17 protein-coding genes are annotated in these 22,837 nt (G+C 49.8%); 8 read left to right on the top strand and 9 right to left on the bottom strand.

Annotated features, from left to right (window positions below; genetic code table 11):
* The first annotated feature begins 49 nt into the window (after positions 1-49).
* The 3 genes from RIG61_10240 to RIG61_10230 all read left to right on the top strand — a co-directional run bounded on the left by RIG61_10240 (position 50) and on the right by RIG61_10230 (position 4,160).
* On the top strand, positions 50-841 hold the full coding sequence (locus RIG61_10240) for a DUF547 domain-containing protein (GenBank protein MEQ9619539.1): 792 nt from the start codon (positions 50-52) through the stop codon (positions 839-841).
* A 78-nt stretch (positions 842-919) separates the two neighbouring features.
* Entirely contained in the window at positions 920-3,313 is a 2,394-nt protein-coding gene (locus tag RIG61_10235; GenBank protein ID MEQ9619538.1) for an NAD(P)-binding domain-containing protein, read from the top strand.
* A 151-nt stretch (positions 3,314-3,464) separates the two neighbouring features.
* A complete protein-coding gene (locus RIG61_10230; GenBank protein ID MEQ9619537.1) occupies positions 3,465-4,160 on the top strand; it encodes a glycosyltransferase family 2 protein in 696 nt (231 codons plus the stop codon).
* Between the two features lie 715 nt (positions 4,161-4,875).
* Here the strand turns inward: RIG61_10230 and RIG61_10225 are convergent.
* From RIG61_10225 to RIG61_10215, 3 genes are all read right to left on the bottom strand, one after another.
* Positions 4,876-5,955 (bottom strand): HlyD family secretion protein, encoded by a 1,080-nt coding sequence (locus tag RIG61_10225; GenBank protein ID MEQ9619536.1) that lies wholly within the window; start codon positions 5,953-5,955, stop codon positions 4,876-4,878.
* A gap of 113 nt (positions 5,956-6,068) precedes the next feature.
* A complete protein-coding gene (locus RIG61_10220; GenBank protein MEQ9619535.1) occupies positions 6,069-6,476 on the bottom strand; it encodes a hypothetical protein in 408 nt (135 codons plus the stop codon).
* Positions 6,477-6,719: 243 nt separating this feature from the next.
* Positions 6,720-8,975: an FUSC family protein gene (locus tag RIG61_10215; GenBank protein ID MEQ9619534.1), complete on the bottom strand. Its 2,256-nt coding sequence runs from the start codon at positions 8,973-8,975 to the stop codon at positions 6,720-6,722.
* 152 nt (positions 8,976-9,127) lie between these two features.
* On the opposite strand from RIG61_10215, the gene RIG61_10210 reads away from it, so the two are divergent.
* Positions 9,128-9,952, top strand: a complete 825-nt coding sequence (locus RIG61_10210; protein MEQ9619533.1) for a DUF4396 domain-containing protein — start codon at positions 9,128-9,130, stop codon at positions 9,950-9,952.
* Positions 9,953-10,054: 102 nt separating this feature from the next.
* On the opposite strand, the gene RIG61_10205 is transcribed toward RIG61_10210, so the two are convergent.
* On the bottom strand, positions 10,055-11,809 hold the full coding sequence (locus tag RIG61_10205; GenBank protein MEQ9619532.1) for a hypothetical protein: 1,755 nt from the start codon (positions 11,807-11,809) through the stop codon (positions 10,055-10,057).
* Between the two features lie 267 nt (positions 11,810-12,076).
* Here RIG61_10205 and RIG61_10200 point away from each other — a divergent pair, with 267 nt between their 5' ends.
* Together RIG61_10200 and RIG61_10195 are read left to right on the top strand one after the other, a co-directional pair.
* Positions 12,077-12,727, top strand: coding sequence for a hypothetical protein (locus RIG61_10200; protein MEQ9619531.1), 651 nt, complete (start codon positions 12,077-12,079; stop codon positions 12,725-12,727).
* Positions 12,724-13,800: a calcium/sodium antiporter gene (locus tag RIG61_10195; GenBank protein ID MEQ9619530.1), complete on the top strand. Its 1,077-nt coding sequence runs from the start codon at positions 12,724-12,726 to the stop codon at positions 13,798-13,800. The genes RIG61_10200 and RIG61_10195 overlap by 4 nt, the downstream gene beginning before the upstream one ends.
* 7 nt (positions 13,801-13,807) lie before the next feature.
* On the opposite strand, the gene RIG61_10190 is transcribed toward RIG61_10195, so the two are convergent.
* Both RIG61_10190 and RIG61_10185 read right to left on the bottom strand, forming a co-directional pair.
* The gene (locus tag RIG61_10190; GenBank protein MEQ9619529.1) at positions 13,808-14,014 is read right to left on the bottom strand and encodes a hypothetical protein; all 207 of its coding nucleotides are present in this window, start codon (positions 14,012-14,014) and stop codon (positions 13,808-13,810) included.
* A gap of 23 nt (positions 14,015-14,037) precedes the next feature.
* Entirely contained in the window at positions 14,038-14,706 is a 669-nt protein-coding gene (locus tag RIG61_10185; protein ID MEQ9619528.1) for a PIG-L deacetylase family protein, read from the bottom strand.
* Between the two features lie 70 nt (positions 14,707-14,776).
* Between RIG61_10185 and gatB the strand changes: the two genes are divergently transcribed.
* Positions 14,777-16,204 carry an Asp-tRNA(Asn)/Glu-tRNA(Gln) amidotransferase subunit GatB gene (gatB, locus tag RIG61_10180; GenBank protein ID MEQ9619527.1) on the top strand — a complete coding sequence of 476 codons (1,428 nt, stop codon included), beginning with the start codon at positions 14,777-14,779 and terminating at the stop codon, positions 16,202-16,204.
* Between the two features lie 45 nt (positions 16,205-16,249).
* On the opposite strand, the gene RIG61_10175 is transcribed toward gatB, so the two are convergent.
* Positions 16,250-17,356: a response regulator gene (locus RIG61_10175; GenBank protein ID MEQ9619526.1), complete on the bottom strand. Its 1,107-nt coding sequence runs from the start codon at positions 17,354-17,356 to the stop codon at positions 16,250-16,252.
* Between the two features lie 203 nt (positions 17,357-17,559).
* On the opposite strand from RIG61_10175, the gene carA reads away from it, so the two are divergent.
* Positions 17,560-18,711, top strand: coding sequence for a glutamine-hydrolyzing carbamoyl-phosphate synthase small subunit (carA, locus tag RIG61_10170; GenBank protein ID MEQ9619525.1), 1,152 nt, complete (start codon positions 17,560-17,562; stop codon positions 18,709-18,711).
* A 111-nt stretch (positions 18,712-18,822) separates the two neighbouring features.
* On the opposite strand, the gene RIG61_10165 is transcribed toward carA, so the two are convergent.
* A complete protein-coding gene (locus RIG61_10165) occupies positions 18,823-20,427 on the bottom strand; it encodes an indolepyruvate oxidoreductase subunit beta family protein (GenBank protein ID MEQ9619524.1) in 1,605 nt (534 codons plus the stop codon).
* Positions 20,428-20,614: 187 nt separating this feature from the next.
* A complete protein-coding gene (locus tag RIG61_10160; protein ID MEQ9619523.1) occupies positions 20,615-22,744 on the bottom strand; it encodes an indolepyruvate ferredoxin oxidoreductase subunit alpha in 2,130 nt (709 codons plus the stop codon).
* Between the last annotated feature and the right edge of the window lie 93 nt (positions 22,745-22,837).

The following is a 22,837-nucleotide window of genomic DNA, read 5'->3' as shown; positions in this document are numbered from 1 at the left end:
CTTTCACTTGTAACAGCGTCTATTCCTTATAGAAATCCGGAGCGTATATATGAATATCTATCGGGACTTCCTTAAATGCCTTTCTTTTTGCCTTCTCACAGCGGCTTTTTCATTTTTAATTTTCTCTATTTCGTACCGTGAAGCGGGAGCATTCGACCACACTCACAAGCTATACGGGAAAGTGCTCGAATCATACGAGAAAGACGGGCTTGTCGATTACAGGGGTCTCAAATCAGATTCGGGAGATTTAAGAGCTTATATAGAGCAGGCCTCAAGTGTGACGGGTGAAGAATTTGAAGGCTGGAGCCAAGCAGAGCAGCTCGCCTTTTTATTAAACCTCTACAATGCCCGCACGTTCCAGTTAATAATAGATAACTACCCCGTTGAAAGCATTAAGATGATAGCCGCCGACTCAAAAGGGCCGTGGGAGGAGCCCATCGTGCTTCTTTTCGGGGACAAAATTACGCTTAACGCCTTGGAGAACGATTTTATAAGAAAGAGCTACAAAGAACCCAGAATCCACTTCGCCCTCGTATGCGCGGCCAAAGGATGCCCTCCGCTACTCGGCAAACCCTATACAGGAAGTAAATTAAACGGTCAGCTCGAATCTCAAACCCGTAAATTTCTGGCGGACAAGGACAAAAATTATGTGGACTCGGCGAACGAAGTGATAAGGTTATCCCCCGTATTTCAATGGTTTGAAGGGGATTTTTCGGACAAGTCAGGGTCGGTCCAGGCTTTTGTCGAGCCCTACTTCGGACAAACAGAGCTTGATGATTACAAGATTGAATACACAAATTACGACTGGTCGTTAAACGATTTCTCGCCGCAAAATAATTAGAAAATTCCGCGCTTCATTTTTTATTAACATTGAGCCGGTATACATAAAAAGCAGGAAGCATCCCAAGGAGAATCGAATATGCCGGGAACTATATTCGAACCTGTAAGACGATACACTAGATGGCTTCATACGCAGTGGCCTGCCGGAATCGTGGAGAAGCTGCCGGAAGTCAGGGAAGACTATTCGACGAACGTACCCGGCCTCTATATTGTGGGTGATTTAACCGGTATTCCCCTTTTGAAATTTTCCTCCGACTCCGGGGCGAGAGCGGTACAGAACATAGTTCATGACAAGAATTTTGAGAGCAAGCGCTCTTCCGACACGGAGCACGGCATACTGGACCTCGTGATAGTGGGAGCGGGGGTTTCGGGAATGGCGGCCGCGCTCGAGGCGAAGAACCAGGGTCTTGACTTTGAGATATTTGAAGCAACGGAGCCGTTTTCCACTATCGTGAATTTCCCCAAGGGAAAACCTATCTATACGTACCCGACCGATATGGTACCGAAAGGTGACCTACAGTTTACCGCTGAGGTAAAAGAGCCTCTCGTGGAGGAGATCAAGGAGCAGACCCTGGGGAAGGGAATCGAGCCCAGAATTGCAAGGGTCGAGAGGGTTATCAGCAAGGGAGATTACTTTGAGATAGTTATACCGGACGGGGAGAACCTGAAGGCGCTCCGCGTGATAGTAGGCATAGGGCGCTCGGGTAATTTCAGAAAACTCGGGGTTCCCGGCGAAGATAAAGACAAGGTGTACAACAGGCTCCACGACCCCCGCGACTTCGAGGGGAAGAATGTGCTCGTCGTGGGCGGGGGGGACAGCGCGCTAGAAACCGCGATTGCGATTGCAAGGGCCGGAGGATACGTAACTCTTTCTTACAGAAAAGAGGAATTCTCCCGTCCCAAACCCGAAAACATAGAATGTGTTAACAAGCTCATGGCGGACCCGATGGCCGACGTCTCCGTGGAGACGCCCTCCTCCGAGCGAATCTCAACCAGCACGGGCGGGTATATGCCGGAGAAGCATGAGCCCGGCAAGATAAATATCCTCATGAAGAGCGAGGTCAAAGAAATCGAGGACGATGACGTAACGATAATCGACAGCGACGGCAATGAAATTACTTTCCCCAACGACGCAGTATTCAGTATGATAGGGCGGGAGGCGCCGCTCGACTTTTTCAGGCGAAGCGGAGTGAAAATAAGGGGCGAGGTGGGCGTCAAAGGCGTGACAGCCATGATTTTGTTCCTGCTACTCATGACGTTTATCTACAACTGGAAAGCGGGAGGCTCGCTAACCAAGCTGTTTCAGGAAAATAACTGGTTCCCGTTTAACCTGCCCGGACTTTTCAACAGTCTGGGCGCGTCATTCACGCAGATGGCAAACGACCCCTCTACTTTGATCGGGACCGTTACCATCACGCTGCAGGAACCCGGATTCTACTACGCGCTGGCATATTCCCTTCTGGTAATAATTTTCGGGATTCTCCGCATCAGGAGACGCAAGACTCCCTATATAACCGTGCAGACCATCACTCTTACGCTGGTGCAGGTGATACCGTTATTTCTGCTTCCCTACTTCGTGCTTCCGTACCTGGGGTACAACGGCATATTTGACGCCGGTTTCATGAAATCCGCGGGAGACGCCCTTTTCCCGCAGGTAGACTACGGCCACGGACGCGAATACTGGCGGGCTTTCGGCTTCATCCTCGCCTGGCCCCTTTTCATTTGGAACGTATTCAGCTCGGAGCCCCTCTGGACGTGGCTCATAATCAGCGTCGTTCAGACCTTCGTGCTTATACCCCTGATGATCTACTTCTGGGGCAAGGGGGCATACTGCGGGTGGATATGCTCCTGCGGCGCCATGGCCGAAACGCTCGGGGATACACAGAGGCACAAAATGCCTCACGGCGCCAAGTGGAACCGCGTAAATATGATGGGTCAGGCTATACTCCTGATCGCCTTCATAATACTGATAGCCAGGGTCCTGAGCTGGGCATTGCCGGACACCGGTTTCGGCCAGTGGCTCAACAGCCTGTACGCGGGCGCTCTCTATGACTGGAAAATATTCGGCATACAGTTTAACTACAAATGGGTGGTCGATCTCTTTTTCGCCGGCATCATAGGATACGGGCTCTATTTCTGGTACAGCGGCAGGGTGTGGTGCAGGTTCATGTGCCCCCTAGCAGCGCTGATGCACATTTACGCGAGGTTCAGCCGCTTCAGGATTCTGGCGGACAAGAAAAAGTGCATCTCTTGTAACGTGTGCACGTCCGTCTGCCATCAGGGAATCGACATCATGAACTTTGCGAACAAGGGGCTGCCTATGAACGACCCCGAATGCGTCCGATGCAGCGCATGCGTTCAGTCGTGTCCCACCGGCGTGCTACAGTTCGGCCAGATAAACCGCAAGACAGGCGAGGTGATTAAGATCGACGGACTCGCGGCTTCTCCGGTATTAATGAAAGAGAATAAATAGGGGTGTAATTTAACAAACGGAAGGATAGTTCTTACGAAAAAAATCCAGCGTGACGGGACGCTGCCCGAATAACACTGAAAAAACTTTTAATATTTCCATCAACAAACGTGGCGTGTACTATTAGTGAAATCCCGAATCCGCGTATAAGCCTATGTTACCCAAAATCCTCGTCATTATCCCGGCCTATAATGAAGAAGACTCTATCGGAAAAGTAATTGCGGATATTCCGAAGGAGCTTGCTTGCGAGACAGTCGTCGTCGATAACGGCTCAACAGACAGGACAGGTGAATTGGCAAGTGAAGCCGGAGCGATTGTGTTAAGGGAAGACCGGAGGGGATACGGACACGCGTGTCTCAGAGGTATAGATTACGCTAAATCCAAATCCCGCGGGGAGCGCCCGGAGATAATCGTTTTTCTCGACGGGGATTATTCGGACTACCCCGAGGAAATGAGAATGATAGTGAGGCCAATAATCGAGGACGATTTCGATATGGTGATAGGCTCTAGAACGAGCGGGAAAGCGGAGAAAGGCGCGCTCCTGCCGCAGGCGGTCTTCGGAAACGCGCTCGCGACGACTCTGATTAAATGGTTTTACGGGGCGAAGTTCACCGACCTCGGCCCCTTCCGCGCAATCAAGCTAGACAGGCTGATTGAGCTTGGAATGACGGATACCACGTACGGATGGACGGTTGAGATGCAGGTAAAGGCGGCAAAAAGGGGGCTCAGGTGCACGGAAGTCCCGGTGAGCTACAGGAAGAGAATCGGAACGTCCAAGATAACCGGTACGCTGAGCGGCTCCGTTAAAGCGGGGTATAAGATTCTCTGGACGATATTTAAGCTTATTTGAAATACCATTGCCCGCTGAACTGTAATGAAATGATACCCCCATCCTGACCTTCCCCCTGGGAGGGGGAAGGACTTGGATAAGGAATCGCGGCTGGAAGCCAGTCCTACAGATAAAGAGATGAAAGGCGGGATTCTGAAACAAGTTCAGAATGACAAATAATAGATTCCTCGCTTTGCTTCGAAATGACAAAGAGAAGGCAAAAATAGTTTCTTCATTTTCATGATAAAAGAAGCAAAAATCACCGACTGCACACACATAGTGTGATTTCTGAAAAGATGGCTGAAAATCTTCTGTAACCCTCCAATGTTTTAATTCCACCCCCAGTCCTAAAACATTTTTATGAATTAACAAGCGATTTTCTTAACGCCAATTCTGTAATGTCGGGAAAGGAAAAGGAGTTCGGCATGACGGATTTGAGATTGCCGCGCTTCGCTCGCAATGACAAGTAAGAAATAAGGAGGAGATTTCTCAGGGAGTTTAGCGAAGAGTTTGATATGATACCCCCATCCCGACCTTCCCCCTGGGAGGAGGAAGGAAATTAATGGTATAAGGTGGCGGAGAAGTGTGGGGAAAAGGTGGGCACCCTTCGATTGGACTCAGGGTGAGCGGGTTTGAGTGAGGGCACCGAGAATCTTCGCAAGAGTGCTGTAGAAATCGTATATGAGCACACAGTGTGTGCATGCTTCGACAGTTTCCTCATGTTGTAAGCGTGGTTCTAATAAACAAAGTCCACAACGGTGCCGATGCGGAGCCAGAGTTTCGCGAGGCTGTTTAATATCCAGTTGCCGTCACCCGTGAATACCGCCACACTCGCCGAGCCCCCGACTCTCAAATGATAAATGTCCGGATCGAGATTCGTGATTCTGAGCCTGACCGGGAAACGCTGGGCGAGCCGCACCCAGTTCTCCGGGTTTTCCACGTCGGGAAGCTCACCGGACGGCATCCCCTGCCCCGCGCTCACGCCCCGGTCCGTGGTTTCGACGACCGCTTTGAATATAGTCCCCGGATAGAGCGAAACGCTTATCTCGGCATTCTGACCGGGGCGAATCTGCCCGATGCTGTTCTCCCTGAAATTCGCTACCACCCACCAGTTGTCCGTATCCACGAATGTGAGAACCGCGTCACCGACACTGATATACGCGCCCACCACAAGCTGAAGGTTCGTAACTATTCCGTCGCTGGGAGCGTAAAAAGTACTCTGGTTCAAATTATACTCGGCATTGGCCAGATCAGCTTCCACCTCTTTTATTAATGCATACTCGCCGTCAATCTTATATTCCAGAGCCTGCCGCGCCTTCTCGTATTCGGCCCTGGCCCTGAGCAGAGCCGCCTTACCAGAGTTCAGCTGATCGGTTGCCTGATCCAGCTCGAGTTTCGCTATATAGTTCTTTTCGGCAAGGGGAACGAGGTCGTTATAGCGTTTCGTGGCGTATATCAAATCGGCCTCTGCCTCTTTAACTCCCTGTTCGGCGGCTACGATATCGCTCTTGAGCTCGTCTATTTGCTGGCGCGTCTGAACGAGCCTGGCGCGGAGCAGCTGTACCTGGTATTCATACGGTCTCGGGTCGAGGCTGAACAGCTTATCCCCCTTGTTGACGCGCTCGTTATTTTCGACATATACCCGTATCACCTGTCCGTCCACCTGAGGGGCCACCTGAAGGACATACGCCTGAATATACGCGTCGCCAGTATAGGGTGTGTACCTGTCCAGAAGCACATAATAGAAAATCAGCAGGATAATTATCGATATTATTGTAATTACCCAGAATTTGGCTGAAAAAGCGATTTTGTTCATCTCAATACAGGACCCGGAGTCCTCTATAAAACTTTAAGAAGAAAGAAAACCTGAAAGTTTTCAATAGCGAAGTTTACAGCCTGAAACTGATTTTAATCAATCAGCAGGAGGACTCACCAGCCCCAGGGTCCGCCCATCCAGCCCCAGTAACCGAAGCCGCCGAACTCCGCCTGCTCCGCCAGCATTGCAGTCTCTTGCTCCTGATTAACAAGGTTGGATTCATATACCATCCTCTCGTAGCGCTCGTAGGCCGCCTGGTCGCCCGTCCAGACGCACTTGCAGTTCTGAGGGTCCGCGTACCAGTAGAGGGGCTTATTATCCCTAACACTGAACTGGACCTTATAGGGTGTAAGGGAATTCAGCATCTCGACCTGCTTGGGGGTCTCCGCGGGCACCATCTGAAATCCGGCCGCACCGAGCATCTCTTCCGTACTCCTGGTCTCTTCACTTTGTATAGCCGCACAGCCGATCAACAGCGAAACCAGCAACAACACCGAAAACGCGTTTCTTACCTGTATCATAATTTTCCTCCTTTAATCCTGTCCTTATCGGATTTTGCATACCGAGGGATTCTAACTATTCGGGCGCCAAATTAAAACTAACATCTAAACAGCCGGAATTAAACCGCACATGAAAATATCGATTATTAAAATGCAGATGACGCCCGCAAGGGTAACTTTTAGCGCGCATTCGATTCGGAATATGTTGATACAGGTTTGATGATTCATTTGTGCCCGGACAGGAAAAAGAACACCCGGATAGTCTCAGCTTTCATGTTCCCCCGCTAATTTATAAGTTTGTTTGCCGGGGGAACTCTCCCCAATCGCTGCTACGGCCTCAGATATCTTTGCTACAGAGGATAAGATACCGTCTATGCTCGTAACCAGCAGTGAAAGTTTCTCCAGGTCTTCACTGCTGAATTGCAATGATGCGCCTGATTCGCGGAATTCGGCCCTCCCGGATTTCACCTGTTCACTGAGCTCGTTAATATCAACTCCCGCCGCCGGATTCGTACCGGCTTTGAGACGCTCTGCAAGCCTATCGAACACAGTGCCGATTTTCTCGTAATGAGGAGACATAAAAGAGATATATTGATTAATCAAATCACTCCCCGCATCTATATATATAGTTTTTCTCAGGTTCTCGAGCTCAGCGTAAATTATCTCCAGAGACTCTATCACCTGAATGTACTCTTTGGAACGCAGGTCCCTTTCGCCTATTACATAGTGCGCGTCTTTTAAAAGCGCAGCGCTTGTGGGTAATTCGGAAGCTACGGTCATTACCTGCGATTCTACGTTTTTTTCATCCTTCCTGTCCAGCCTGAGCAGTGTTTTGAATACGAGTCCTGATCTGTGGAGCGCTGCCGAGAGCCCTTCCCTGAGCCTCTCAAGCGGGTCGACAGGCCAGACAAAATGCACTATGACTAACGCAATGACTCCCCCTATAATTACTCCGACAAACCGCTGAACGGCAATGGTAAATGAAGTGGGCGGTCCGTCGGTACCGAGCAGAATCAGCGGAAGGACTATGCCCATCTGGAATCCGGCATACGAAACCCGCTCGCTGCCCGACGCCGTATATGCCCCCAGGAATAAACCCAGCCACAGCAACAATAAAAAAACTGAAAAGTGTGTAAGTTGAGAGACGATTAAAATAACTCCCAGGCTATAAAGCCCGCCTACTATTACGGCCAGGAAACGGAGCTTCTCCTTCAGATGAGCCTGGCCTATATTTGCTGGCGCGGCTGTGACCAGTACCGCGGTTATTAAAGTCTCCACACTCGCAGGCAGATCAAAATAGAGGTCCCCGAACACGACAATCATTATCGCAAGAACTACTTTAATACTCAGTCTCAATCTTACCGGGTCAAGATGAAACCCGGCTGCGTCTCTGTACCTTTGCGAGGCCGGATTCCCGCTTATTCTCCTCAGTTTCATTTCTTTATACGCTTCGGCGCTCTGAATCATATTGTGGCAGCTATCAATTGCGTCAACTTCCCGAGCTATGTCTTTAATTACCTCAATTAATGTTCCAAACACGGTAACTTCGCTGTAATAATCGAAGTCCATCCCGGGTTTGTCATGCATTTCACGATATCTGTTCTCTAAATAATCGATGTCGCCGCGGAAATTAACGGATAAAGAATCTACTTTTACCCCCTGCTCTACAGCTCGCCCGAGATCTTTATAATGCTCCGATAACTGCCTGAATACTCCGGTTAATACCGAGACAACATCCTCGTCCGATAAAAAAAACCGCCCGTCAGAGAGAGTCTCACGCAAGGCCTCGACCTTAAGGAATATATTTTTAAGCCGCGCGACTAATTTTACGTACATATCCTCCGGAAATTCCGTATCTTTCGTCGCGGCGGCGGCTCTTGAAATCTGGGCTAGAAGGCCGCTGAAACTGTTCAGGGAAATTCTATTGGCACCGTTCCTCCGTTCCGACAGGTTAATTTTCTCGTCGACGAAATATTGAACCATGTCGCTAAAATTTATAAAAACCGAAGACATCATTTGCTTTAATAATCTTTCATGACGGGGCGGCCAAAGGAGAAAATAAACCGCCAGGGCAACTACTATGCCGAGCGCGGTCTGTAAAATAAGATGAATCCCCATTGAAGGTACACCGCCCGGATCGCTCATAGCTGCGATCATAAGCCAGGACGAGAAAAGCCCGGCCTGAAGCGCCCCGAAGGAATAGCGCGGACTGGAAAACACGTACATGCAAAACAACAACCAGACAACCATTAATATCAAATAGACCGGCTTAAGCCCGGTGAGCAGGCTCATAAACAAATAGGCCACAAATACTCCGATAGCGCTCCCAAAAAAAACTATTATCCCCTGTTCAACAGTAGTTTCGGGAATCATTACCATCAATATAAAAACATTGATCACGGCAAAAAACCCGTACTGGAAGTCTCCGAGGGCGTTTATGATTACGCAGATTATCGAAGCGAGCGCAACCTTGAGAGCCTTCTTTACACGGAACGAATTAAGTTGATCCTGGAATGTCATGTGAGCCTAGAACGTCCGCTTACTATTATCGCGTTTGAAAAGAGCTCCTGTCAACAAAGTGGAATCATTGACAACTTCCAATGTTTTATGGAATAATGGCGACGGGGACAAGGAACGGGAATTTCCAAAAACAGCACACAAAAGGAAAGACTATGATAATTCCGGAAACGATGGCGGGAGGGGCTCTGGTATTATGGTTTATACTTACCGGTCTATCTCTCATATACCTCATATATGATCTAGAAACAAACACCCCCTCCATGTGGGTGATGAAGCTCGCATGGATTCTGATCGTACTGTATATGGGCCCCGTGGGGCTTTTTATATATTTGCTCTCCTGCCGCCAGCCCTTGCCCGAAACGCACGACGATTATATAGCCCCGCACTGGAAACAGTCCGTCGGGTCGATGATGCACTGTGTCGCCGGGGACGCGACCGGGATAATTCTGGCGGCTGTCGTCACGTTCCACCTGGGGCTTCCGAACGGTCTCGACCTGATAATCGAATACTCCACGGCATTCGTTGTGGGACTGCTGATATTTCAGGCGCTCTTCATGAAGTCGATGATGGGGGGAAATTACCTGAAGGCCATCGAAAAGACATTCTTCGCCGAGACGGTTTCTATGAACTTCGTGATGGTGGGGATGATCCCGGTAATGGCGATAATGAGGGCCAGGATAGAGGGAGGGGACGATCCAAAGGGGCTCATGTTCTGGGGGATATCGTCTATCGCGGCTATAGCGGGTACCATGACCGCCTATCCTATAAATTCGTGGCTCGTCGGGAGCGGTCTCAAGCACGGGATGATGACCGCGGCATCGAGCAAGCCCACCATGCCGGGTACGTCGGGCGGGGGGCATCATGAGGAGCCGGATGTATCGCTTACGAAGAAATTCAGCGTTTTTCTACTCTCGGCGGCCTGCCTGATCGCGGCCGTATGGATTACCTCTTGGTTTGTCGAGCTTAGGGTTCGTTAACCGGGTGAGCGATAAAAAAAACCCGCCGCGCAAGTGATAAAATGCCCGGCGGGTTTACACAATAATGTCGTTTTTTAATTCGCGTATAAAAGGAACCCGAGTTTATTCATCCCGGTCAAACAACTCCCTCAGCTCTGTTTCACCTATCTGCTTAATGTTGGGAGGCGGGTTAGACGTACCCGGGGTAACGACGTCGGGAGCCTCCGGCAGAGAGACGCGACCGCCCTTCAGAATGAAGCTAAAGTCCGCTCCGCCCAACTGAGCGCTTCCGTGGCAGCCCATACAACCGCCCATGTTATATGTATCGGTCAGGTTTCCCTCCTCATCGAAGTCAAGCACGTTTTGATACGTCTGTCTCGACGGATCAAAATTGTCGAAGTTCGCCGGGAAAACCGTAGGCGGGCCCTGCGCTGACAGCTGTCCTGTGAAGAACGTGAGCGCATAGTCCGTTTCGATTGTGATGTCGTTCAGAAAATACGTTGAGATATTCCTGTCGCTATCCGGGTCGTCATCTATCTCCGTAATATCGAAAGGCTCCCACTGTACGTTCGTCAGTCTGTAGTGCTGCCATACGGAGGACTCGATACCGTTTTCTATGTTATACGCTTCTATGGATTCGTGCGCTTCTTTGTTCACCTGAATAACGACGTCCGGTATGGGATTGTCCCGGTAATTCTGGCAGATAAATCCGCCCTGGGGCAGCTCTCCGAAAATCTCCATATAGTAAAGACGGGAGCCGATATCCTCGCAGTAAGTGTTGCCGACTATATCGAGAGTAGGCGGGTCGCCGTCCATATAAACAAGCTCGGGCGTGGTGGACGCGCCGGAGGGCTGATTGATCACATTCCCGTCATCGTCCTCTACCGGCTGACCGTTCTGGGTGAGCAGGTTGTCGGCCTGCTCGAACGTGGCGAAGATAAAGTTGGGAGCGGTAGGGGTTTTATGGATTATATGCAGTCCGGTGAGCCCCCATACTGCTTCTCTGTAACATGCCTTATCCGGATCCGAATCATCCTGTTCGTAATACCTTACAACAGTGGTGTAAAACCTGCCGCTGTTTTTTTCAGCATCAGTGAGCTCCCTGAAAGCCGCTTTAACCTCGATCATACCATCCGGGAATTCGATAACGGGACCCGGCAGAGTCGAGGGGTCTCCGTTGCCGTCGGCAACAGCGGTGAAATTATCAACGAGGTCCCAATAGGGCTCGTCCGAAGGCGAAGATGTATGGTTCCAGAGCGAGAGCACCGGATCCACTACATAAACGTAATGCTCACGATTCCCCTTTGCCAGGAAGCGGATCAACTGCGGCGAGCCGTTGACGTCGGATTGGGAAGGAGACGCTCCGGCGAACATGCTGTCAAGACCGATTTGAGAAATCTCATCCAGATTTACCCATGCCGGGGAGTTAACCGGAGCCTGACCGTCGCAAGGATCCACTTCCCCGTCTTCGTAAACGTATTGCGGAGGCACGGTGTTGTAACCGAAATCCTGAGCCGGGTTATTAACAAACCCCGGAGGGTTGCCGCTGCCCGGGTAAATCTCGACTTTATGCCGGTATGTCTGCCAGACAAGAGGACCTTCAAAGCCGGGCTCGCCAAAGAAAAGATTATTATCGGGCGTATCCCTTGTCCCTGAAAGGGCGGGCCAGTTAAGCGCGATGAACTCCTGCCATGCGAAGATCGCCGCTTCCCTGAGGTCCGCATTCTGAGAACCCCCGGGTATGTCGGAAGGTGTTTCCGAATTTACAACTACAGTCCGCTGCGAACGATTGTTATTATTGTTGCAACCGCCGATACTCCCCAGAACAATAAAAATAAACAAAAAGCTTACAAACACTAAGTTATTTGCCCTTAGCATCATCATCCTCCTGAACTTTTTTATAAATTTTTCAATATTATAGCATCAGTTTAGGGTCAGCGTTCCAAAAAAATCCTGCCCGGCGCCGAGAAAGATTCCGCCCGCGAATGAATTGTCGATAGAAAGAAAGGGGCGGTTCCGGGAACTGTGTCTTTACCGGGGATTATCGGATTTACGTTATCAACAACCGTTTATTAAAAAACAATTTGTCCCTCGGCCATTGTAAAGAGCGTTGTTAAGAAACCCGGAGATGATAGAATTACCCTCATGGTAAGCCATGAAGCAGCTGAAGAGCTGAGAGCGGAGTACTCCCGGCGAAAAGATTCCATAAAAGAACAGCTGGATGAGTTTCAGAAAGTCCGCGAGGGAAGTGACGACGGGAGGGTTTTCGAGGAGCTCGTCTTTTGTATTCTGACCTCGGCTGTCGGACCCAGGGTCGGGCTTAAATCCTTAGACGCGGTAAGGGAGGTGTTGATGGAGGGCAGCGAGGAAGAAATCTACGCCAGACTCGAAGGAGTGCACAAGTACCCGGAAAAATCAGCCTACATAGTTCACACGCGCGATTATCTCAAGAAGGAATACGATCTAAAGCTGAGCAAGCTAATCGACTCCTTTACCGACCCGCTCGAGAGAAGGGAATTTTTCGCGCTCAATAAAAACATAAAAGGCCTCGGTTTTACGCAGGCGAGCCACTTTCTGAGGAACGCCGGTTTTAAGGGCTACGCGATACTCGACAGGAACGTGGTGAAAATGCTGTTCGACCTGGGCGTAATAGAGTCGCCGAAGCCGCCCTCCTCGAAGAAAAAATACCTGGACATAGAGGGCAGGATGAAAGAACTCGCGGAGGAAATCGGAATCGAAATCGACGAGCTCGACATGCTTCTATGGAGCATGAGAACGGGCCGTATCCCGTTATGACAACACTTTTATTTATCTTAGGGCTGGTAATTTTGATCATTGGAGCGGAATCGCTCGTGAGAGGAGCGTCAAGATTAGCCGCATCACTCGGGATTTCCCCGCTTATAATAGGCCTCACAGTGGTGGCGTTTGGCACGAGCTCGCCCGAGATGGCCGTAAGCGTTATCTCAAGCATAAACCATCAGGCGGACATAAGCCTTGGGAACGTAATTGGCAGCAATATATTCAACGTGCTGTTCATACTCGGGTTATCCGCCCTGATAGCGCCCCTTCTGGTATCCCGGCAGCTGATAAGGCTCGATGTGCCCATAATGATAGGATGCTCCTTTTTGGTGCTCCTGATGAGCCTGGGAGGGAATATAAGCAGGCTCGACGGAATAATATTGCTCGCGGGAATTATCGCTTATACGGCATTTTTAGTCCGGGAGGGCAAAAAAGAGAAAAAAGCGCCAGCAGACGAGTTTGCACGCGAATACGGGCAAAAGGGGAAGAAAACCGTAATTTTCGATATCCTGCTCGTCATGGCGGGGCTCGCAATGCTGGTTCTGGGTTCCCGGTGGCTTGTGAACGGGGCCGTGTATTTCGCGCAATATTTCGGGGTAAGTGAATTGATAATAGGACTGACTATAGTCGCAGTCGGGACGTCGCTCCCCGAAGTCGCCACCTCCGTAGTAGCGAGCGCGAGAGGAGAACGCGATATAGCCGTTGGCAATATCGTGGGGAGCAATATTTTTAACCTGCTTGCAGTGCTCGGTCTCGCCGGCATATTCTCGCCGGAGGGGATTCAGGTGTCGAAATCGGTCCTGAATTTCGACATGCCGGTCATGATCGCTGTCGCTGCCGCGTGCCTTCCGATCTTCTTTACCGGCAATATTATCGCCCGCTGGGAAGGGGGGCTTTTTCTCGTTTACTATATCGCCTACACGCTCTATATCGTTCTGTCAGCGACAAATAATTATCTTATCAGAACTTTTGTCCCCGTTATGATATGGTTTGTAATGCCTTTGACCGCTCTGACGCTTATTGTTTTATTCCTTCGCTCCGCCCGTAAAAACCGCGTGGAGAAATTGTAACGGTTCGTTAATCAGCCGAGATCATTGTTTTACCTTCCCAGCAGGGGCAATTCTCGCCTTCGTTGAAATGTACATCCTGACCGGGCGGATAAGGAGGAGCATGTCCGGCAGAATTCTCGTCGCGCGGGTGATTACATCTCCCCCAGAAGCTGCTGCACCCCTGGGGAAGCAGCTCCCAGTATTTGCAAGTACCGCATATTCTGTCCATATTCATTTTCGCCGCTCCAATTGCAAGCATCAGAGCTTTATCTCTATGAAGACCTCGGCATAATCCATAATCGTCACTCCGGAGGTCTCGTTGAAAACGGCCCTGTATCTGTTGAGGCCCGAGATGCCCTCGGTATAGTTCTTATACTCGACCTGGCTCCTGTGGGCTTCTATAGCGGCGTTTTTCATATGCATTTGAAGAGATATATCCTCGATCCTGTCATAATTCGGAAACGGGGTCCAGACCTCATAGCACCAGAGTTTAAAGCCCTTGGACAGCTCACCCGGCGGAATCTCTTTCATTGTTTCAAGAACCATCTGTGAGACCGTTCTGTGAGTCGGGTGCTTGTCAATTTCCGGGTGAGGCATATAAACCTCTCCTGGCTTGAACCTGGCAAACGCGGCTTTTAATTCGTTTTTGAATTTCTCCTGACTTCCTCCGCTTTTAACGTCATCTAATCCAAGGAGTATCAGAAAGTCGATACCGAGTATTCCCACGGCCTCTCTTGCCTCGGATTCCCTTACCTGAACCATCTCCTCCTCGCTGAGCCCGTACACGCTCGTACTCCTCCTGCCGTCGGTGACTACGAAGGATATAACGTTTACTCCGGCGTCTATGAGCCTGGCGACCGTGCCCCCCATACCTATTTCCATATCGTCCGGATGAGGGGAAATAACGAGCGCGTTCTTCTCTTCCATTATTTTGGCCATCCTTGACAATTCACTCTTTTCAATCACCATTAATTTAACTGAAAGGAGAATTAAGGAAATGGAATACGAACCGGTTATCGGACTCGAAGTCCACGCGCAGCTGCTCACAAAATCGAAAATCTTTTCGCCCGCATCGACAGAATTCGGCGCCCCGCCGAACTCACAGGTAACCCCCATATGCCTCGGCATGCCCGGAGTTCTCCCCGTGCTCAACAAGAAGGCGCTCGAATACGCTGTAAAGGCCGCCCTCGCTCTCAACTGCAAGATTCACAGCCGCTCCAGATTCGCCCGCAAAAACTACTTCTACCCGGACCTGCCGAAGGGCTATCAGATCTCCCAGTATGAAGAGCCGTTCTCGACGGACGGGTGGCTCGAAATCGGGACAAACGGGTCTGTCAAGAAAATAAGGATTACGAGGATCCATATGGAAGAGGACGCGGGGAAACTGATACACGACAACAGAGGAAATTCGAGCTTCGTCGATCTCAACCGCGCCGGGGTCCCGCTTATCGAAATCGTAAGCGAACCCGATATCAGAAGCCCGGAAGAGGCGGTCGAGTACATGAAAAAAATGCGCTCGATACTAAGATACATAGGCGTCTGCGACGGGAACATGGAGGAGGGAAGCCTGAGGTGCGACGCGAATGTATCCGTTCGTCCCGCGGGCACTAAGGAACTCGGCACAAAAGCGGAAATAAAAAACGTAAACTCGTTCAAGTTCGTTCAGAAAGCGATAGAGTATGAGATAAAGAGACAGATATCGCTCCTGGAGAGCGGGGAAAAGGTGGTTCAGGAAACTAGACTCTTTGATTCCGTAAAAGGGGCTACCTTCTCGATGAGAACCAAAGAGGAGGCGCACGATTACAGATATTTCCCGGACCCCGATCTTCTGCCCGTCGTCATAGAGGAGGAGAGGATCGGGGAAATAAGCAAATCGCTCCCCGAACTGCCGGACCGGAGGTATAAAAGGTTTATTGAAGAGTACAAATTACCCGAACACGACGCGTCGGTGCTTACCGCGTCAAAGGAAATCGCCGACTACTTCGAGCAGTGCGTGGGGGCGTATGAGAACCCTAAAACGGTGAGCAACTGGATTATGACCGAAGTCCTGAGAGAGGTTAAGGAAGGGAATGAAGCGGAGTCGATGCCCGTCACCTCGGAAAGGCTCGCCGAGCTGCTCATTCTTGTAGAAGAGGGGACTGTAAGCGGTAAGATCGCGAAGGACATATTCGCCGATATGGTATCGAGCGGGAAGTCCGCCGGGGAAATAGTAGAGGAAAAGGGGATAAAACAAATCTCTGACCGCTCGGAGCTTGAAGCCATAGTGGCGGATATTCTGAGTAAATACCCTGAGGAAATTTCCAGATACAAAGCCGGAGATCAAAAGCTTATCGGATTCTTTGTAGGGGAGATCATGAAAGCTACCCGGGGGAAGGCGAACCCGAAAGTCGTAAACGACATTCTCAGAAGCGAGCTTTCAAAATAAACACGGACTTTCGTGTCACCGACCGGCTTTCTTTCGGAAACAGGACTAGACCTCGAATTTGCTTAGCTCGTACATGAGATTTTTCAGATATTCAGAGCCTGTCGCACCGACCTTTTTTCTGATGGCCTGCCATTCCTCAATCGGAATTGTGAGAAAAACATCAACAACTTTCGGATCGAACTGCGAGCCCGAGGCTTTTTTAATTCTCTCTACGGCCACTTCAAAAGACATAGCATCTCGGTAAACCCTTTTGCTCGTCATCGCGTCAAGCGCGTCCACAATCGAAAATATCCTTGAGCCAATCGGTATCTTCTCACCTTCAATACCCCTGGGATAGCCGCTCCCGTCATAGAACTCATGGTGCGCGTGGACTATTTTTGACGATTCCTCCAGAAAATCGATTTTTTTCAGGAGATCGTAACCGAACCCGGCATGCTTCCTCATCAATTTCCACTCTTTGTCCGTGAGTTTATCGGGTTTGAGAAGTATATGATCCGGGACGCCGATCTTTCCAATGTCGTGTAAAAGAGCGCCCTTGGCGAGGACGGATAATTCCTCCCGGCTAAGGTTCATACGCCTTCCCAGGTTGAGAGCGTACTCCGTGACGCGGTAAGAATGATATCCCGTTTCATGTTCTCTGAGATCGAGCGCGAGAATCATGGCCTCGAGGGTGCCGGAGTAGAGCTTTATAAGCTCATGCGTCTGTTCGGTAACCCTCTTTTCAAGGTTTATTTGATAATCCTTGTTGGCTCTAATTAAACGCGCACGTTCAATGGCTCGCTTTATTACCAAATCCACGTCCATGACGTTAAAAGGCTTAAAAATATAATCATAGGCGCCTTCTTTCAGGGCATCTCGTACATTTTCAATCTCGCGGGAAGCCGAGACCATGATGATGGACATGTCGGGAGTGTACCTTTTCAGCTTTCTCAGAGTTTCTATGCCGTTGAGCTCCGGCATTTGAACATCCAGAAGCACGACGTCATAATTCCTGTCACTGGAAAATTTCTCAAGGCACTCGAGACCGTTCCGGGCGACGTCGCAGCTGTAGCCGAACTCTTCCAGAGCCTCTACAAATAGACTTCTGATAGCAGCCTCATCGTCTACAATCAGAATCCTCTCTTTATCCTCTGAGCCCGTTGCCTGTGTCAATTCATTAACCGATTGCATGTTACTAATTATTGATACAGCTTATATATGATAATTTCAAGCCGTAAATCCCCATCAAGAAACTTGCAAATCAAGTATTCCGCCTCGGGATGAGCCTGAAAGAATTTCGGTTATCAACGTTATTCATAATTTTATCACTATTTAAATCAGTATACTATAACAGGTTTGACACGAGCTTTTTTAGAATGTATTTTCCAACCGAATTTATGAAAAAGGCAACTCTGGTAATCGAGGACGGCACGGTATTCGAAGGCTACTGTTTCGGCGCGGAGGGCGAGGCTTATGGAGAGGTTGTTTTCAATACATCGATTACGGGATATCAGGAAATTCTGACCGACCCTTCTTACAACGGTCAGATAGTAACGATGACCTACCCCGAAATAGGAAATTACGGAGTAAACTCGGAAGACGTCGAGTCCGGAAGGCCGTTTTTAAGAGGCTTCGTCGTCAAGGAATACTGGAGAAATCCGAGTAACTGGCGCTCCGAGGATGATCTGGGATCCTATCTCTCAAAATACGGCGTCGTCGGAATAGAAGGCATAGACACGAGGGCGCTTACGAAGTTGATACGGTCAAAGGGGGCGCAGAAGGGGGTTATCTCGACCGTCGATGGAGACCCCAGAAGCCTTCTAAAAAAGGTACGTTCTTCTCAGGGAATAGTGGGGGTCGATCTGGTAACCGAGGTAAGCTGCGAGGATCCGTATTCATGGAACGTGGGCACAAGCGCCTGGAAACCGGCCAATGAAAAGCCTGTCAGGGAAAAGCAGGAAAACTTCAAAGTGGTGGCGTTTGACTACGGCCTTAAACGAAACATTTTGAGGAAGCTTGTCGATTACGGATGCGAAGTGTTGACAGTTCCTTCGAGGACGCCTCCCAATGAAATTTTGTCTATGGAACCGGACGGCATTTTTCTCTCCAACGGGCCGGGGGACCCGTCCGCCGTGGCATACGCGGTAGAAACCGTAGGCTCGCTCATAGGGGAAAAACCTATTTTCGGTATCTGCCTGGGGCATCAGATACTGGGCCTCGCGCTCGGGGGAAAGACGTACAAATTGAAATTCGGGCACAGGGGCGCGAATCAGCCCGTGAAAGATCTCAGGACCGGGAAGGTGGAAATTACATCACAGAACCACGGGTTTGCAGTTGACGCCGGCAGCCTGGGGAACGACGTTGAAGTGACTCATATAAATCTTAATGACGATACGGTGGAGGGACTCAAGCATAAAAACTATCCTGTTTTCTCGGTTCAGTATCATCCCGAGGCCTCTCCCGGGCCTCACGATTCTTCCTATCTGTTTGATGAATTCGTGGATTTGATGAAAAAATATAAACAGTAGCGCTCCGAAGCAAAATTAAATTATCCCAAATTTTATAATTAAGCACCCAGAACCGTTAGATATTCTCAGGATTGACGGCAAATTCAGATTGATTATTATCAGGGATATGTCCTACGCCGCTCTTTGCTCAAGCACGTCCCGGGCGAGCTTTTCGGCCTTGTCTATACCGTCGACGGACTCACCTGATATGATTTTCAGAGCTTCACCGCCTATCTCGATAGTGATATCAAAATTCTTTCTCTTTGCGGTTTCGAACTCGGCAAGCGGGAAAATAATGTTGTCTGCAAATCTGTAAAAAGAGTCCGTTGTCCTTCTTCTTACCTTTCCGTAACCCTTGACCATTGAGGCGCTTCGCGCAATGAGACAACCGAGGTTGTAATCGAGCATGGAGTAATGTTGAACCGACTCTATGTACTTCTTTATCAGCCTGTGCTCTTTTTTATATCTGAAAGAATGGCGCCTGAGGAATTTTATTTTGCTCAGAAACCAGAGCCTCGCATACCCCGTGAATGAAGTGGTGGTGGGTGTCTGACCGAAGGTGAGCGGCCTCTTCCTCTTCCATACCTTTTTGAACGCCCTGCTCTCCGTAAGACGAACTACAGGCGCCACAAGAACATAAGGAAGAAGCCCGTATACTTCCTCCGCATCCGGTTTCAGGTAATCAATTACCTTGAAAACCTGATCGTCCCTCAACCTCATCTCTTCCTTTATACGCTTGAATCTGTCCGATCTTATTTTGAGCTCGGCTACGCGTATGCCGTCCTCATAACTCATTAAAAGAGCGAGGTTTTTCGCGAAATCCTCCGTAAGCCTGCCCCCTCCCCCTTTCATCTTCCGGTCTATTTCATGGACCTCGCTTACATGCTCAATATACCTGTCAGCGTATTCCACATCCTGGTAATCGATAAGCCTGTAAATCGATTCCGCCACGATCTCCCTCACATTGGGGGGGAAGACTGTTTCGAGTCTGGAGATTCTGGCCAGATATTCCTCTCTTTCGTATTCTTCAAGCTTGTCCGCCCTCTCGCCTATGAAGTCCTCCCAGATTACGGAGGGTTTCGCGTCCATTTCCGATTTCTTTTTCGAGGCTACGAAATGCCACCCTACCTCAAAGGCCTTGAGGTTGGGTTTTACCGCTACTCCCACCTGCTCAATCGCGCTCAGGAAAGATTTCTTCTCGACTGGCATCGCGCCCGAAGCCGAAAGGGCCCCCAGCAAAATCGCGTTCACCGCAAGCTCATCCATGCCGTTTTGCTTGGAGAGCTCGAGCGCATCGAGCTCGATAAGTCTGGAGGAGAAGGCCGTAGCTATCTTTCTCAGATTTTCGTCAGAGTATATACCGCTGCCGATGGGCATTTTCTCAAGAGTGGAGTATATCCTGTGCGTGCTGGTAACAATGGTGGTTTTATCGGATCCGTAGCCGAGCTCAAGCGCCCTGCCCAATTCCAGAAACTCCTGCGAGACGATGATATCCACTTCTCCCGGCACCGGGAACTGCGCGAATATAATCTGTTCCTCACCGGAGTCCGATTTCGGATACGCTTCGAGGTAATAAACGGTAGAGCCGCCCCTCTGTGACAGACCGGGAAGACTGATACCCTGAACATCGTATTCCTCTATGAAGAACGCCTGCACAAGCCATTCTGTAAGCACACCTCCCCCCTGTCCGCCGACAGCGGGAATCAGAATCCTTATTAAGTCACTTTTACCCTGCATATCAGTTTTTACAACCCTTTATCCAAGACATAGTACTATAAATCAAGCCACTTTGGAAAGGAACCCGCCGAACAGGATTTACTCATATTAAAGAGAGTGCGGAAGGTAATATAACAAGCCGGTTTATAATCAGCCTCCTTATGAAACGGGCAGCCCGTTTAGCATCTGGACCACAGCGAAAAAACGTTCAACCGGGCCAGCCGTTACGCGAAATCATATGAAGCAAAGAGCGGTTTATCCTTGCTCCCAGTCTGTCGAAAATAGACGGGTTATCTATTATTTCGACTTTGTAGAACGAGGGACAAAGCACGGCGGCATGCGCAATCTCACCGCAAAGACCGCACCCCACACAGGAATGCTCAATGTGAGCCACGGGGTCGTCTCTGAGTATCGTTGGGCTGTCTTTAAGCGTAAGCGAAGGGCATCCGTTATACCTCATACAGGAATGATCCCCGGTGCAGACTTCAGGGTCGACGCCGAGTTTCTTCTGCACCATGCGTTTGCCTTTTTTAATATTCTTTTTCAAAACCACCTTTTCTCTTCTGGTCTTTTCAAGCTGGCACTCGCCCCTTGAAATTATGACTTTAAGCCCCTCCTCTTCCTCATACGCCTCGGTAAGCACATCGAGGGACTCCGTCAGGTCGTAGGGATTCACCGTCTTTATCCATCTGACGCCCGCGCCCCTCAGGGCTTTCTCGATGTCCATGCCCACACCTTCCTGCCTCATATTCTTCCCCGAGGCCGGGTTTTCATGGTGTCCTGTCATCGATGTCCAGAAATTCTCGAGTATAATCAGAATCGCGTTCTGATTGTTATAAACAGCGTTGGCTATACTGGTTGTGAGCCCGCTGTGCCAGAACGTGCCGTCTCCCATGAAGGAAATAAACCTCTTGTTCGCCATACGGGAGAGGGCGCCCGCGGAAGCGAGCCCGATTCCCATTCCGGTGATAGAATTGCTGAGATCAAACGGCGGGAGTCCGCTCATGGAGTAGCAGCCTATGTCGGACGCGTAGTAGGATTTGCCGTAATCCTCCTCGAGTATCTTAATGGCTGTAAAAATAGGCCTTTCGGGACAGCCGGTGCAAAAAACCGGGTTCCTCTTCGCAACGGGCTGTTTCAAAAAGCTAGCCGCTTTCTCTTTATGTTTTTCGGTAAATTCGCTTCTTTCCTTTATTCTCTCTTTTTCGTAATTCGAGCGCGTGTTCTTAAGTAAAAAATTCCCGACGCCCTTGGCTATATGATCCGGCGTGTACTCGCCCGCCTGAGGGAGAATATCCTTGCCGAATATATCGAGACCCAGCTTGGACCTCTGGGCGATGGACCTTATCTGCTCTTCGAGAAGATTGGGCATTCCCTCCTCCACTATGAGCACCGCTTTTTTGTCCCGCAGGAATAATATTATCTCTTCAGGCACGAGCGGGTTCGTTACATTTAAATTGAGAATCGGTATTCTCGATTCCCCGTGGAGGTTCGCCTCGCCCAGATTGTAGAGGCACCTCATCAGGGAGTTGAATATCATTCCGTGCGTGATGATTCCTATATCGCTGTCGTTGCCCTCGAAGAACTCGTTAAGCTTTCTCTCGAGAATAAATCTCCTGGCCGCGGGAATCCTCTCATGGTACTTCTTCTTTTCATGGTCGAACGTATATGGGGGAAGGGGAATCTTCTCGAGATCGGTCATCAAGTCATCAAGGCGGTTATTCATGCTTATCACCGGGTCATCGTTGTCCTTGCACCTCATCTTGTTTCTTATATGGGCTACTCGCGTGGAGAGAAGAAACATAACGGGCATATTGGAATACTCGGAGAGCTCGAATCCCGCCTCTACCATATTCGCCACATGCTCGAGGTCCCCCCTCGGGTCTATCACTGCCATCGTTGACTTAAGCGCGAACGGAAGAGCGCGTTCGGCGACGCAGGTGCTGTCGCAGCCATAATCTTCCCCTACGATTATCATAGCGCCGCCCGTGACCCCGGACGACGATATATGGGAGAGGGCGTCTGAAGCCACATTCGTACCGACGATCTTCCAGTTCACCGATCCGCGTATGGGATAGCTTATAGAAGCGGATAGAAGAGACGCCGCCGACGCTTCGTTCCCCGAGCAGTCGAAATAAATTCCCTTATCTTTAAGCACGGCCTCGTATGAATCTGAAATCGCGTCTATCAAACCTGCGGTCGGAGAGCCGGGATAGCCTCCCAGATAACTTACCCTGGACTGAAGAAACGCTTTCAGTATCGCGAGCGGAGTGTCACCAAAGAGGGTTTGGCCCTTTCCGTAATTCAGTTGATCGAGTAGTTCTTTTGAATATGCCATAGCTTCTCCAGCTTCTGAGCCACATTAGAACTTCCGAATGTAATAATCTACCAGAAAAGGGATATTTTTACCAAAAAATAAAATCTGAAAATA

The sequence above is a fragment of the Deltaproteobacteria bacterium genome, assembly GCA_040223695.1.
In the GTDB taxonomy this organism is placed as follows: Bacteria; Desulfobacterota_D; UBA1144; order Nemesobacterales; family UBA2774; genus JAVKFU01.
This window is presented reverse-complemented; position numbering and strand designations above follow the sequence as displayed.

Bases quoted from the DNA above. Each gene is read 5' to 3' on its own strand.
- RIG61_10240 (MEQ9619539.1), top strand. From the start codon at position 50: ATGAATATCTATCGGGACTTCCTTAAATGCCTTTCTTTTTGCCTTCTC.
- RIG61_10235 (MEQ9619538.1), top strand. From the start codon at position 920: ATGCCGGGAACTATATTCGAACCTGTAAGACGATACACTAGATGGCTT.
- RIG61_10230 (MEQ9619537.1), top strand. From the start codon at position 3,465: ATGTTACCCAAAATCCTCGTCATTATCCCGGCCTATAATGAAGAAGAC.
- RIG61_10225 (MEQ9619536.1), bottom strand. From the start codon at position 5,955: ATGAACAAAATCGCTTTTTCAGCCAAATTCTGGGTAATTACAATAATA.
- RIG61_10220 (MEQ9619535.1), bottom strand. From the start codon at position 6,476: ATGATACAGGTAAGAAACGCGTTTTCGGTGTTGTTGCTGGTTTCGCTG.
- RIG61_10215 (MEQ9619534.1), bottom strand. From the start codon at position 8,975: ATGACATTCCAGGATCAACTTAATTCGTTCCGTGTAAAGAAGGCTCTC.
- RIG61_10210 (MEQ9619533.1), top strand. From the start codon at position 9,128: ATGATAATTCCGGAAACGATGGCGGGAGGGGCTCTGGTATTATGGTTT.
- RIG61_10205 (MEQ9619532.1), bottom strand. From the start codon at position 11,809: ATGCTAAGGGCAAATAACTTAGTGTTTGTAAGCTTTTTGTTTATTTTT.
- RIG61_10200 (MEQ9619531.1), top strand. From the start codon at position 12,077: ATGGTAAGCCATGAAGCAGCTGAAGAGCTGAGAGCGGAGTACTCCCGG.
- RIG61_10195 (MEQ9619530.1), top strand. From the start codon at position 12,724: ATGACAACACTTTTATTTATCTTAGGGCTGGTAATTTTGATCATTGGA.
- RIG61_10190 (MEQ9619529.1), bottom strand. From the start codon at position 14,014: ATGAATATGGACAGAATATGCGGTACTTGCAAATACTGGGAGCTGCTT.
- RIG61_10185 (MEQ9619528.1), bottom strand. From the start codon at position 14,706: ATGGAAGAGAAGAACGCGCTCGTTATTTCCCCTCATCCGGACGATATG.
- gatB (MEQ9619527.1), top strand. From the start codon at position 14,777: ATGGAATACGAACCGGTTATCGGACTCGAAGTCCACGCGCAGCTGCTC.
- carA (MEQ9619525.1), top strand. From the start codon at position 17,560: ATGTATTTTCCAACCGAATTTATGAAAAAGGCAACTCTGGTAATCGAG.
- RIG61_10165 (MEQ9619524.1), bottom strand. From the start codon at position 20,427: ATGCAGGGTAAAAGTGACTTAATAAGGATTCTGATTCCCGCTGTCGGC.
- RIG61_10160 (MEQ9619523.1), bottom strand. From the start codon at position 22,744: ATGGCATATTCAAAAGAACTACTCGATCAACTGAATTACGGAAAGGGC.